The 12,967-nt window shown below is 43.2% G+C and carries 9 protein-coding genes; 6 read left to right on the plus strand and 3 right to left on the minus strand.

The genetic code is table 11. The features are described 5' to 3' along the window. Nucleotides 1–27: 27 nt before the first annotated feature. Together EHO59_RS15980 and EHO59_RS15985 are read left to right on the plus strand one after the other, a co-directional pair. Entirely contained in the window at nt 28–1,560 is a 1,533-nt protein-coding gene (locus EHO59_RS15980) for an LIC12015 family putative lipoprotein (protein ID WP_135589451.1), read from the plus strand. A gap of 312 nt (nt 1,561–1,872) precedes the next feature. After that, the gene (locus EHO59_RS15985) at nt 1,873–2,280 is read left to right on the plus strand and encodes a helix-turn-helix domain-containing protein (RefSeq protein ID WP_016544245.1); all 408 of its coding nucleotides are present in this window, start codon (nt 1,873–1,875) and stop codon (nt 2,278–2,280) included. A 101-nt stretch (nt 2,281–2,381) separates the two neighbouring features. On the opposite strand, the gene clpB is transcribed toward EHO59_RS15985, so the two are convergent. Further along, nucleotides 2,382–4,949 carry an ATP-dependent chaperone ClpB gene (clpB, locus tag EHO59_RS15990; protein ID WP_135589452.1) on the minus strand — a complete coding sequence of 856 codons (2,568 nt, stop codon included), beginning with the start codon at nt 4,947–4,949 and terminating at the stop codon, nt 2,382–2,384. A 228-nt stretch (nt 4,950–5,177) separates the two neighbouring features. On the opposite strand from clpB, the gene EHO59_RS15995 reads away from it, so the two are divergent. The 3 genes from EHO59_RS15995 to EHO59_RS16005 are packed head-to-tail and all read left to right on the plus strand — an operon-like array spanning nt 5,178 to nt 9,884. After that, on the plus strand, nt 5,178–6,995 hold the full coding sequence (locus EHO59_RS15995) for a sodium-dependent transporter (RefSeq protein ID WP_135589453.1): 1,818 nt from the start codon (nt 5,178–5,180) through the stop codon (nt 6,993–6,995). Nucleotides 6,996–7,002: 7 nt separating this feature from the next. Then, nucleotides 7,003–9,000 carry an ATP-dependent DNA helicase gene (locus tag EHO59_RS16000; RefSeq protein ID WP_135589454.1) on the plus strand — a complete coding sequence of 666 codons (1,998 nt, stop codon included), beginning with the start codon at nt 7,003–7,005 and terminating at the stop codon, nt 8,998–9,000. Continuing rightward, nucleotides 8,997–9,884: a hypothetical protein gene (locus EHO59_RS16005; protein ID WP_135589455.1), complete on the plus strand. Its 888-nt coding sequence runs from the start codon at nt 8,997–8,999 to the stop codon at nt 9,882–9,884. The genes EHO59_RS16000 and EHO59_RS16005 overlap by 4 nt, the downstream gene beginning before the upstream one ends. Here EHO59_RS16005 and EHO59_RS16010 read toward each other — a convergent pair. Both EHO59_RS16010 and asnS read right to left on the minus strand, forming a co-directional pair. Beyond that, the gene (locus tag EHO59_RS16010; protein WP_135589456.1) at nt 9,853–10,647 is read right to left on the minus strand and encodes a tetratricopeptide repeat protein; all 795 of its coding nucleotides are present in this window, start codon (nt 10,645–10,647) and stop codon (nt 9,853–9,855) included. The genes EHO59_RS16005 and EHO59_RS16010 overlap by 32 nt on opposite strands. Before the next feature lie 71 nt (nt 10,648–10,718). After that, entirely contained in the window at nt 10,719–12,026 is a 1,308-nt protein-coding gene (gene asnS, locus EHO59_RS16015; protein ID WP_135589457.1) for an asparagine--tRNA ligase, read from the minus strand. A gap of 80 nt (nt 12,027–12,106) precedes the next feature. Here asnS and folD point away from each other — a divergent pair, with 80 nt between their 5' ends. Next, nucleotides 12,107–12,961, plus strand: a complete 855-nt coding sequence (folD, locus tag EHO59_RS16020; RefSeq protein ID WP_135589458.1) for a bifunctional methylenetetrahydrofolate dehydrogenase/methenyltetrahydrofolate cyclohydrolase FolD — start codon at nt 12,107–12,109, stop codon at nt 12,959–12,961. Nucleotides 12,962–12,967 lie beyond the last annotated feature (6 nt).

Below are 12,967 nucleotides of genomic sequence, written 5' to 3' on the forward strand. Positions count from 1 at the left end.
TTGGAATAAGCCGGAAAATAAAACAATATGAACAAAAAGATAATCGTACTCTCCCTACTTTCCTTTGCATTGACTCAATGCTCTATGGACTCAGACGTCCTCGCTTCCTTCAAAGGAGGCACGGTCACCAGAAAGGAACTCAGAAGCTTCTTTAAATTGAATACTGGCGGACGTAAGCAAGAGACGGGCCATCCTACCTTAGAAGAACAAAACCAACTCCTAGAAACACTGGGACTTTTCAAATTGATCAATCTGTATAATACGGATAACAAGTTGGTTTCCGAGCAAGAACTTGGCGTTTTTCTAAAATACTCCAAACCTCAAATGGCTGCTTCCTTCTTACAAAAGAATCTAGCTGAGAAGTTAGAAAAAGAAGGCCAACTTAAATTCGCCTTCGCAAGAGTGATCTTAATCTCTTCTCCTGATCCAAAAGAAGAAGCTGCTACTCTGCAAAGAGCGGAAACGCTTCTCGCAAATGTTCAAAAGCTTTCCTCTAAAAAAGAGATCGCTAAGTTCGTAACCGAAAACACCGACGAAACTTCACGCAGAGCAGTGGGCGGTTTATTAGAGCCTCAATGTTTGAATTGCGGAACTGATCCGAACTCTGCAATCACGCAAGAAGCTGCAGACAAAAAAGGAACTTGGATCCTTAAGGAATTGCAAGATCCTACTCCGAATGCAGATCCTAAAGCGCCTCGTGCTAAGAAATTTTTAGTCTTAAGAGTAGAAAAAGTAGAAACGATCTATTCTGCTAGATTAACTAAATTCTTCGCAAAAGAATTAGGAAAATTGAAAGTAATCGCGACCGAATACATGAATACTCCCGGGTTACCGGAGCAGGCTAAAGCAGACGCGAAAAGATATTATGCAGATCTAAAGGTAGACGATATCGCTCCTCGCTATGAGGATTATATGAAGAAGAGATTCTTATTCAACGCGGTATCCGATGCTGAAAACGAGATTATCAAAAACTCCGGATTCGAAAGAGCTGTCGTAACCCAAGACAATCTAAACAGCTTCACTCCGGATTCAGTTCTTCTTACAAACCCCAAGAGCGGCGAAACAGTCAAATACAAGGATGTTGTGGCTGAGTTAAAACAACTCGCAGCACTTAGCGGATTAGATGCTTCCAAGCTGGAAGATAAGGCGAGTGTATTACAATTCTTTAAACAACAATACCTGTGGTACAAGATTGCAGATCATTCCCCTGAATTGAAGAAGGCTTTAGAGTCTAAGGATTTCCAAGACGAATACGAGTTAATGAAGTTGTACATCGTTCAACCTCTTGTCTTCAAGAAAGTGTTGCCGAATGATGTAACAGTTACTGAAGCAGAGATGAAGGATCAGTATGAGGCTGCTAAAATGTTCTCTTATGCAAAACCGAATCCTGCGAATCCTCAAGACAGAATCCCTCTTCCTTACGGAGAAGTAAGAGAAAGGATCAAAGATGATCTTATTAGAACTAAGAAGCAAAGTTTGGTTCGAGATTTTACGATGAAATTAAAGTCAGACTACCAATTCATATTGGATGCAGAAAGACTAAAGCCAGGTAAGATCTAAACCAATTCTATTAAGAATACCTGGAACCCACTTGTTTCAGGTATTCTTAGACCATAATCCTAATTACTTATCCTTGAACCTCGTTCTACCTACTTGAATGTATTCTAAAGTAGTATAGCATAACGGCCATTTTTTATATTTGCTCCGTTCAAATGCTTGATTCTTATCCTTATCCCTCTTACTATAAGCCTGTTTTGGAAAAAATTTCTATACTAATACGTGTTACGCACTGGATGGAAATTTATTCTTGAGGCAAAGCAACCGCTTAATAAAACGGTAAAAAAGGGGAAAAGAATGAACAACCACATCTATATGCTTCGTAAAAAACGAGGTATCAAACAATATGATATGGCAAGGGCTTTGGGCGTATCCCCTAGCTACCTTTCCAAGATCGAAACGGGAAGCCAAGCTCCCACTGAGAAATTCAGACAAGCTTGCGCAAAATATTTGAAAACCACACTCGATAAACTGTTTAATGAAAGTCCGGTAGAAGAAGTTTACCCTGAATTCAGCCAAGGACTAACCAACAAACTCTGGGCAAAACGCAGAGAATTGGGAATCAAACAATACGATATGGCGAAGAAACTTAAGGTTTCCACTCCATTCCTCTCTAAAGTGGAATTGGGATTATTGGAACCCCCAGAAGAATTTAAGAGCATGGCCTCTAAGGTCCTAAAAATGAAAAAAGAGGAATTGTTTCTACATAAAGTAGAATTCTAATCCAAAAACGGGGGACATTCCCCCGTGCGTTATCCTGCACATTCTTTTCCCTTTATGTGCTATTAGATTAAAACCCCGGCTGTTCACCGGGGTTTTTTGTTTTATTTTACGGTTACTCTTCCACCTGAGTAATCGAGGCTGATCTTCTGCCCTTCTTGGAACTCTCCCTTGAGGATGAAATTGCTGAGCGCATTTCCAATCTCTCTTTGGATCAGTCTCTTTAAAGGCCTTGCTCCATATTCCGGATCGTAACCTGCTCGGACCACGAACTGCTTCAAAGCTTCCGTGTAAGATACGACGAGACCATTCTCTTTGGCCTTCTTCGCCATCACATCCAATTGAAGTTCTGCAATCCTTGAGATCATCGTTTCATCTACTGATTTGAACAGGATGACCTCATCCAATCTGTTCAGGAATTCAGGTTTGAAATGTTTCTTCAAACGTTGGTCCACCATTCTTTCCTTCTCTTCTTGGCTGTATTCATTCGAACTTAGGATATCCGATCCTAGATTCGAAGTGAGAATAATCACTGTGTTCTTGAAGTCCACATTCCTTCCCTTACTGTCAGTAAGTCTTCCTTCGTCCAGGATCTGCAGAAAGATATTGAATACTTCTGGATGAGCCTTTTCTACCTCGTCGAATAGGATCACTGAGTAGGGTCTGCGACGAACAGCTTCAGTCAACTGCCCACCTTCATCATGCCCAATATAACCCGGAGGCGCGCCGATCAATCTGGATACGGAATGAGCCTCCATATACTCGCTCATATCGATCCGAAGCATCGCGTTGACATCATCGAACAAGAACTCAGAGAGTGCCTTCGCGGTCTCAGTCTTACCCACTCCAGTAGGTCCTAAGAATAAGAAGGTTCCTATCGGACGATTTGGATCCGCAATCCCTGCTCTGGATCTTCGGATCGCTTCGGATAATAATTCCAAAGCATGATCCTGCCCGATCACTTTGCTCTTTAGGGAATCTTCCATTTTTAGAAGCTTTGCCTTTTCTCCCTGGAGCATTTTGGAAACCGGAATGCCTGTCCAACGAGAGACTATATTCGCGATATCTTCCTCATCCACTTCTTCTTTCAGAAGTCTTCCGCTACCGGAGATCTTTTTCAATTCGGAGTTAGCCTTTTCCATCTCTTTGGAAAGCTCGACTAACTTTCCATAACGTATCTCCGCAACACGGTTGATCTCCCCTCTTCTCTCCGCTTCTGCCTCGAGTAGTTTATATCTATCCGTCTCTTCCTTGATCTCTTTGATCTTGGAGATCTTGGATTTTTCCAAATCCCAGCGCGCCTTTAGATTTCGGAACGTCTCTTCTTGCTCTGATAGTTCCTTTACTATATTTTCCACGCGTTGCTTGGATGCAGTATCGGTCTCTCTCTTCAAGGCCTCTCTTTCGATTTTCAAGGATTGGATCTTCTTACTCAGGCGATCCAGTTCTTCAGGCATAGAATCCATTTCGATTCTCATCTTGGAACTGGCTTCGTCTATTAAATCCACTGCCTTATCTGGAAGGAAGCGATCCGCTATATAACGATTCGATAAAGTAGCTGCGGCTACTATCGCAGAATCCAGGATCTTGATCCCATGATGCAGCTCGTATCTATCCTTGAGTCCTCGTAGAATGGTAACTGTTTCTTCTACGCTAGGTTCTTTCACATAGACCGGCTGGAACCTTCTCTCTAAGGCTGCGTCCTTTTCAATGTACTTTTGGTATTCTTTAAGAGTGGTCGCACCGATACAGCGCAGTTCTCCTCTCGCAAGCATAGGCTTGAGCATATTGGAAGCGTCCATGGCCCCTTCTTGTGCTCCTGCTCCTACAAGAGTGTGGATCTCATCTATGAATAGGATGATATTCCCATCGCTGTGTTTCACCTCGTCTAAGGTTGCCTTAAGTCTTTCTTCAAACTCTCCCCTATACTTGGCTCCGGCGATCATTGCTCCTAGATCCAATGCATAGATGGTCTTGGTCTTAATCCCCTCCGGAACTTCTCCTTGTATGATCTTGCCTGCGAGTCCTTCTACGATCGCCGTTTTTCCAACACCTGGCTCTCCGATCAGAACAGGATTGTTCTTAGTACGTCGAGAGAGTACTTGAATCGTCCTGCGTATCTCTTCATCCCTGCCGATCACAGGATCCAATTTTCCAAGCTTTGCGAGTTCGTTCAGGTTCTTGGCATATTTCTTTAAGGCGTCCGCCTTGTTTTCCGGAGTATCATCCATGATCGGTTGTCCTTTTCTAAGTTCTAATACTGCTTTCAGTAATTTTGGATAATCTAATCCTAATCTTTGGAATTCCTGGCGAAGTCCCGAGATTCCCGCTTTCAAGAAAGCTAATAAGACATGATCCGTCGAAAGGTATTCGTCCTTAAGCTCGGCCCGTATCTTGTCGGCATTTTGTAAGAGCGCTATCCCACCACGAGAGAAGTTTCTTTCTCCTCCGCCCTCCACTCTGGGAAGTTTCAAGATAGCTTCTTCTGTCTTTCGTAGGAACTCCGACAGATTCAATCCCAGCTTGGAGAATAAAGGAGGAGCGAATCCATCACCTTGTTCTAGGATCTTTGCAACAATATGTTCCTCTTGAACTTCCGGGTTCTTATCGTAGGAAGACTGGGCACTCGCAAGTGCCTCGTTTAACTTTAATGTGATTTTATCTAGTTTCATTTTCTTATCTAGAGTCCCATCCGGACTTGCCTATTAGACTGAGGATCTTCAAAATGTTCTCAAATTTCTGCCAGAACGTCAGAGACAATTTTCGGTTCTTTATGTCCCATCTTTTTCCAATCTTAGAAAGGAATTCGTTTTGACAATACGAGTTGTTCCAATGGGATTATAGTTCCACTCGCCCGTCGGACTGGAAGCCAGCCCGAAATCCCCGGTTACGGAACGTTAATGTCGAATCATCCGCCCAAGGAAAGTTGGAAATCCCGTACAGGACTCATACTCACAGTCGCATCCGGCGCCATAGGTCTTGGAAATTTCTTGCGATTTCCGGGCCAGGCAGTCCAAAACGGAGGAGGAGCATTCCTTCTTCCTTATATAGTCAGTTTCATCCTGGTTGGTATTCCAGTTTGCATCACCGAATGGGTGATGGGACGAATGGGAGGAGAACAGGGACATAGCTTTCCGAATCTGTTCCGTTCCTTTCTTTCCGGTGTTCCTCTTAGACTCATGGGAACCATTGGAGTTACGATTCCTCTTCTCATTTATGTATATTATGTTTTTGTAGAAGCCTGGTGTTTGGCTTACGCTTTCGATTTCTTTACCGGACAGATCAATCTAGGCGCAGGCTATACGGACCAGGCAAGCCTGATCGCTAAGGCATCCGATCATTTCGAAACACTTGTAGGTGCCCGAGAGAATGGAGCCGCAATCAAAGGCAAAATATTTTACGCAACACTTGCATGTTTTCTAATGAACTTTGTCTTAGTTTACAGAGGACTTTCTAAGGGAATAGAAGTATTTGCTAAGATTGCTGTTCCTCTCATGCTCGTATGTTCCTCAGTTGTTTTGGTACGAGTTCTCACCTTGGACGGGATTGAATCAGGTTTGGCTAAGATGTGGAATCCGGACTGGTCTTCTTTAGGAGAAGCAAAGGTTTGGATCTCTGCTGCAGGTCAGATCTTCTTTACATTGTCTGCTGGTTTCGGGATCGCACTCGTATTCTCCAGTTATTTGAAGAAAGAAAACGACGTGATCCTTTCTTCTCTTTCTGCAGCCTCTTTGAATGAATTTGTAGAAGTTGCATTCGGAGGAATGATCACTATTCCAATCGCATTTCTTTTCTTAGGAGTTTCCGTTACTTCCTTTGGGACATTCGGAATGGGATTCATTGCACTTCCTTCCGTATTTGCTTTGATGCCAGGAGGACAGATCTTCGGAGCGCTTTGGTATCTAGTGTTATTCTTGGCGGCACTCACTTCTTCTGTGACCATGCTCCAACCTGTAACCGTTTTCTTAGAAGAGTCCTTTCATATCAGAAGAGAGACTTCCAGTTTCTTTTTGTTTATCATTACATTCGCGCTCTCCTTCCCTATTCTGTATTTCAATAAAAACTTCACTGCTTTAGACCAGGCGGATTTCTGGGTGGGAACTGTTCTCATCTATATTCTAGCTACCTTGCAGATCTTAATCTTCGGCTGGGTGATCGGTGCAAAAAAAGGATTAGAAGACGGTGATAGAGGATCTCACACTCGACTTCCTCGATTCTTTTGGTGGGTGATCCAATACGTTACTCCGGCTTTTCTGCTTATTATATTCGGAATGTTTCTCTACCAAAACCTGGGATCTTATATCAATAAGATGAGCGTGGATTGGATGGTGGCGCATGCTCCTGCAGGAACAAGCGCAGAAGAAGCTACCTTTCAGGCATTAATTTCTCGCTACGTATTTCTTGCGATCATTGCCATCTTCCTTGTAGTCTATGCTTTAGTGCATATCAGCCTAAAAGGAAAGGAAGAATCGGTAATCGAAAAAGATAGAAGTAAAAACAAATTACTTCCTTTGTTCTTGGGAGGCTTTATACTTCTCTTAGGGATCGCCATGATATTTTTCCCTTATTTGGACAAAGGACAATCTTCTCGTTCCGCTTCGATCGCCGAAGGACTGCTGAGTCTCGACGGAGCAATTATCATGTGGGGATCCTTGGGACTTGTGACCCTTCTCTCCTTATTCTGCATCGTGAAACTGTTCCAGACAAGGAACGCCTGAGGTAATTTTGGGAAGGGTCGAAGAACAATTCCAAAAGTTATCTAAGCTCTGGCCTGATTTCGAATCCAGGCCGGGCCAGATCCAAATGGCAAATAGCGTAGAACGCGCGTTTGCGGATGCAAATCATCTGATCGTTGAGGCAGGGACAGGAGTCGGAAAATCACTCGCGTATCTTATTCCCGCAGCAATCAGCGCGTTAGAAGGAGAAGAAACTGTCATCATCTCCACGGAGACTAAGGCTCTCCAAGACCAGCTCATTAAGAAAGATATTCCTTTAGTTTCACAAATTCTCGGCCAAGAAGTAAGAGCGGAGATCGCAATGGGCGCCTCCAATTACGTTTGCAAGAGAAAGCTGAGTAACGTTCTTACCCAAGGAACCTTTGGTCCGGAAATGATGGAACATCTGAATTCATTTAAGGACTGGGTCTCTTCTTCCGAATCCGGGAGAAGACAAGAATACGATGGATTCGCCTCTCCTGATTTTTGGGCGAAGGTGACTAGAGAAGCTGATTCTTGCTTAGGAAGAAGTTGCCCTAACTTCTCACATTCCTTTTATTTCTTGGAAAGAGCAAAATGGCAGAAGTCGAATCTTCTCATAGTAAATCATCACTTGCTTGCTGCACATATCGCTTCCGATTTCAATATCCTTCCTGAATTTAGAAAGATCATCGTAGACGAGGCTCACAATTTTCCGGAGGTTCTAGGTTCCGCTTTTAGGATCGAGCTTTCTTCTATCGAGATCCAAAAACTATTGCAAGGTGTTTGGAATTCCCAAAAGAAATCCGGACTTGGAGCAAGACTCAATTCGAATAAGATCAATGATCTTACAAGCCAAGCAAGCGAAAGGCTTTTAGTCTGTTTTAATAAACTTCTGGGAGAACTTCCTCTGAATTTTTACGGATCCCAAAGAATTCGTAAACCATTGAAGATGGATGGAGGAGACCTGGAGTCCGTTTTGGATTCTTTACAAGAAGTGCTTCTTCTCGAACTTAAAAAATACTCCAAAGAAAGTGATGATCTAGAAGAAAAAGAAATCGCTCTCGAAATAGAAATGTCTGCAGGACGAATCGGTCAGGTAGCAGAAGGATTGCATCTTTTTAGAACCATGGATTCGGGAGAAAGAGTCTATTGGGCAGATCCTCCGAACCAAAAAGCAAGAGAGATGTTCCCAAAACTTCTGACTCAGCCTTTGGAATCAGAAACCATTCTGAGAGAAATATTAGAACCTAGAACAGAAAGTATCGTATTCACCTCTGCGACACTTGCCACCAACCAAGGAAACCTGAATTACTTCAGTGATCGGATCGGAAATCTTCCTGCGAAATCTAAGTTAGTTCCTTCTCCTTTTTCATACGAGAAGAATGCTCTCCTCTTTCTCCCGAAAGACGTGAAGGACGCAACGGAATCTGCAGAAAGAAATGCAGCTGATCTTGCCCGCTATATTATCAAACTGATCGAGCTCACTCGAGGCGGAACATTCGTATTATTTACTTCGAATAAATCATTGAACGAGATCATAGATATGGTACGACCTCAAACGGATCTTCCTATCTTTTCTCAATTGGAACTTGGACCAGAGGCGGCTAAGAATAAGTTCTTAGCAGAAGACAGTGCGGTCCTATTCGGAGTTTCTACTTTCTGGCAAGGTGTGGATATCCGAGGAGATAAATTGAGATCGGTCATTCTCACCAAGCTTCCTTTTCAACCTCCTAATGATCCGGTGCTCGAAGCAAGGAGCGAAAAGTTGAAGGAGAAGGGAGGAAATCCTTTCCGGGATCTGCAACTTCCCTATGCTACTACGGTATTAAAGCAAGGTTTCGGAAGATTGATCCGTTCCGAAAGAGATACAGGCATCGTAAGCCTTCTGGACTCACGTATTTGGACAAAATCCTACGGAAAGGACCTGATCAACTCTCTTCCTCCTGCAAAAAGGATCTCCGACTGGAGCGATTTAAAATTAGAATATTCTAAACTTCCAAAATACGAATCGGGAGCGGTTGCATGAGACTTTCTACTTTGCAGAGGATCAAATATCTCTTTCCGATCGGAACAATCGTATTCGGTTTTTCCATTCTTGCCTGGGAATCCAAGGACAAGACGGAAACCGTAGTAGATTGGAAGGCAGGAGAGATCCGCAAAACTGTAGAAGTCAAACTCCCAAAGATTTCCTTTCATCCGGATGATCCTGATTTTAATAAGGAAGGCACTGCCAAGAATCTGACCGAAGCCCGCAATATTGCCAAGGAAACAGCAAAGGAAGAGATCAAAAAATATCTCTATAGAGGAATGGAGAATCTAAAATTGGATTCGAATCTTCTATTGAGAGAAAAGATCGCAGAAGACGAAGCATTTAGAGAGATCTTCCAAGAGATCTATGAAAAAGATCCGATCGAAGTGCAAGCTCGCTTCGTTGGAAATAAACTCTTAGCTACGGGCATTCTTCCCTTAAAAGGAAAGAAAGGAATATTGACTCATATCACTCTTCCGTATGCGTCAGAAAAATTTCCGGAAAGCTATCCGATCCAAAATCCTGCGGACTCTTATACAGGACTCATAGTGGATGCAAGACATCTGAATGTGGAACCTGCGCTTTTCTCAGAGATCAGGGACGAGGATGGGATCGGGATCTACTCTCCCTTCTTCGTAAAGAAAAGTTCCATTGTGAATTACGGATATATACGTTATTTCTCTAAACCGAAAGATGCGATGAGAGAAGAAGTAGCCGGAGTAAAACCTCTCGTTACTACTGCCTTGGGTATGACTGGAAAATTAGGTGCGGATCTTGTAATCTCCAATGAAGATGCGGAGAAGATCTTAGCTTCCCCGAAATCCAGGGAAGCTCTATCGAAAGGTAGGGTTATTGTCCTTCTTGCCCGACCAGAGAAGTAAATACTTCCTCTGCTTTTTTATAAGAAGCGGAGAATAAGTAAGCGTAACCTAGATCTAATAACTCTTGTTTGTTCAGTTCTTTTCTTCTGGATTCGTATTTAGGAATCTCTTTGATCTTATCAGAATATTCCGTTACCTTCTCTTCATAGGTTGGGATCTCTCCCGCACCAGGAAGTTTTTCCAGAATATTCACTGCCTCATCAAATTTTCCTATATGAACAAAGCATAATCCTAGAGCCGCGAGCACGTCCCTATCTTCTTTTAGCTGCTCGGAATTCTCTTTGAAAGTTTTCAAAGCATCTTCGAATTTTCTCAAATGATAATTGGAGAAGAATTCTAAACGGCAAAAGTATCCGTCATTGAATAATGCTTTGTATCTTTGGATAAGATCGGCACAAGCCTTGTACGCTCCCATCTCTTCGCAAGTCTTGATCCCTGTCTTTAAGATAGAGTACGAAACCGGACTAGAGGATGCCTTGAAGTATTCGTGAAATAGTAGAGCTGCTTCTTTTGTATTTCCTTTGGCTCTATGCAGGTATGCTCCTACAAGAGGAGTCAGTACTGTCTTTCCGTCCAAAAGAAAATTATTCGCGGTAGAGGATTCAGTCTCGAAGATCCCGACTGCTCTTAAATGATTTAAGAAAACATTCTTAGGATTCTTCTCAGCAAGATGCGACACCTCCTCATAGGCTCCCGTCTCGAAGAGTTCCCATGCGGATTCCTCCAGGGAAAGCTGTGTGGAAAGGGCGGAACTTTTAGCCATTATGATACCTCTACTTTCTCGTATCGGCCGGCTTAAGATTTTCCCCCCTTTTTTTTATCTCACAAAAGGGATTATGGATATAGCCTTTCCATCATTCTTGGGAAAGGGATACATTCTCGAACATGTTGCAATCCGCAGATCCAAGCCACGAGCCTTTCCGTTCCCAGCCCAAATCCGGAATGAGGAACAGAGCCGTATTTTCTGAGTTCTAAATACCATTCATAGGATTCTACAGGTAGCTTTTCTTCTTCTAGCCTTTTAGTAATGGTCTCGTAACTTTCTTCTCTTTCGGAGCCGCCTATGATCTCACCTACTCCATCCGGAGCGATCAGATCCGCATTCAATACAGTCTTAGGATCTTCTGGGTTGACCTTCATGTAGAATGCCTTTGCTTCTCTCGGATATTTTTGGATGAATACAGGTCCGCCGTATTTTTGGCAAAGCATCTGCTCTCTTTCTGAATTGATATCGTCTCCCCAGACTATATCTTCTCCTTGGGATTGTAAATGCGCCAAGGCGTCCTTATAATCTATAAGTGCAAATGGCTTAGAAATATATTCCATAAGAGGAGCCGGATCTCTTTCTAATACTTTCAACTCAGCCTGACAACTTGCAACTGTCTCTCGAATCACTGTCTTTACGAAATCTTCCTGTAACTTTATGTTTTCTGCATGTGATACATAAGCAGATTCAGCTTCGACCATCCAAAATTCTGTGAGATGTCGTCTTGTCTTACTCTTCTCCGCACGAAATGTAGGTCCGTAGCAATACACCTTACTATGAGCGAAGATCGCAGTCTCTAAATACAATTGACCGGTTTGAGCTAAGTATGCTTTTCCAAGATCGAAGTATTCGGTAGAAAACAATGTGCCTGCAGATTCTCCGATCGAGCCAGTAAGTATAGGAGTATCTATTAGAGTAAACTTATTCTCATGGAAATATTTTCGGATATGGTAGGATAATTCACTTCTAATCTTTATGATGGCTAACTGCTTACTGGAACGCAACCAAAGATGTCTTTGCGACAATAGGAAATCTATTCCGTGTTCCTTAGGAGTGATCGGATAATTTTCAGACTCTCCTATTTTCTTATAAGAAGAAAGAATGAGCTCGAAACCGATGGGAGACTTTTCGTTCTCCACCAATTTACCGATCACTTCCAAAGAAGCCTCTTGTTTGAGATGCTTGATCTCGGAGAAGAGTTCTTCTCCTAAAATCTCTTTCTCGGCCAAGACTTGGATGATCTTTCCTGAACTTCTCAAACTCAAAAACTGTCTGGCATTGGAACCTCGGATCCCGTGGACCCATCCTTGGATCAGGACTGTTTCGTTTACATGTTTGGAGAGATCGTTTAGATCGATGGTCTTCGTTTCGGACATGATCCTATTTTAAGCGTTTGTCCCGACTGAAAAGGATTATTTTCGGGTGACATCGAGGACCTACGGGAAATCCTGAACCCATGACTGCGATTCTACTGGATGGAAAGAAACTCTCTCAAAAGATCAAGGACTCCATCGCCGAAGAGATCAAGACTCTTACGGCTTCTGGCAAAAAGCCTCCTAAGTTAGCGACCATCCTTGTAGGAACCGATCCAGCTTCCGAAACCTACGTAAGCATGAAAGTAAAGTCCTGTCATGCGGTTGGAATGGGTTCAGAGAAAATCGTTCTTCCCCAAACTACGACGACCGAAGAACTACTCGCAGTCATAGATCGCTTAAATGCGGATCCAGAAGTTCATGGGATCTTACTTCAACACCCTTGCCCTCCTCAAATCGATGAAAGAGCCGCTTTCGATAGGATAGATTTGAAGAAGGATGTGGACGGAGTTACTACACTTTCTTTCGGAAAACTTTCCATGGGAGTCGAAACCTATCTTCCTTGCACACCGTACGGCATGGTGCTTTTACTAAAGGAATACGGGATCAATCCGGAAGGAAAGAAAGCAGTCGTTGTAGGACGTTCTCCTATCCTCGGAAAACCGATGGCAATGCTCCTAACTGAGATGAATGCTACAGTTACACTTTGCCATTCCAAGACCAAGAATCTGGCAGAAATTATCGGACAAGCAGACATTATCGTGGGCGCCGTCGGAAAACCGGAATTCGTGAAAGCGGATTGGATCAAGCCCGGTGCTGTGCTGTTAGACGCCGGCTATAATCCAGGAAATGTTGGAGATATCGAGATCTCCAAAGCTTGGGAAAAATCCTCTCATTATACTCCTGTTCCGGGAGGTGTAGGACCTATGACGATCTCCGTCCTACTCTTGCAGACATTGTACTCGGCAAAAGATCACTTTACACCCCCGCTGAAATGAAAACGA

The sequence above is a fragment of the Leptospira semungkisensis genome, from assembly GCF_004770055.1.
GTDB classification, from domain to species: Bacteria; Spirochaetota; Leptospiria; order Leptospirales; family Leptospiraceae; genus Leptospira_B; species Leptospira_B semungkisensis.

Excerpts from the sequence above, each read along its gene's own strand:
- EHO59_RS15980 (WP_135589451.1), top strand. The coding sequence starts at position 28 with ATGAACAAAAAGATAATCGTACTCTCCCTACTTTCCTTTGCATTGACT.
- EHO59_RS15985 (WP_016544245.1), top strand. The coding sequence starts at position 1,873 with ATGCTTCGTAAAAAACGAGGTATCAAACAATATGATATGGCAAGGGCT.
- clpB (WP_135589452.1), bottom strand. The coding sequence starts at position 4,949 with ATGAAACTAGATAAAATCACATTAAAGTTAAACGAGGCACTTGCGAGT.
- EHO59_RS15995 (WP_135589453.1), top strand. The coding sequence starts at position 5,178 with ATGTCGAATCATCCGCCCAAGGAAAGTTGGAAATCCCGTACAGGACTC.
- EHO59_RS16005 (WP_135589455.1), top strand. The coding sequence starts at position 8,997 with ATGAGACTTTCTACTTTGCAGAGGATCAAATATCTCTTTCCGATCGGA.
- EHO59_RS16010 (WP_135589456.1), bottom strand. The coding sequence starts at position 10,647 with ATGGCTAAAAGTTCCGCCCTTTCCACACAGCTTTCCCTGGAGGAATCC.
- asnS (WP_135589457.1), bottom strand. The coding sequence starts at position 12,026 with ATGTCCGAAACGAAGACCATCGATCTAAACGATCTCTCCAAACATGTA.
- folD (WP_135589458.1), top strand. The coding sequence starts at position 12,107 with ATGACTGCGATTCTACTGGATGGAAAGAAACTCTCTCAAAAGATCAAG.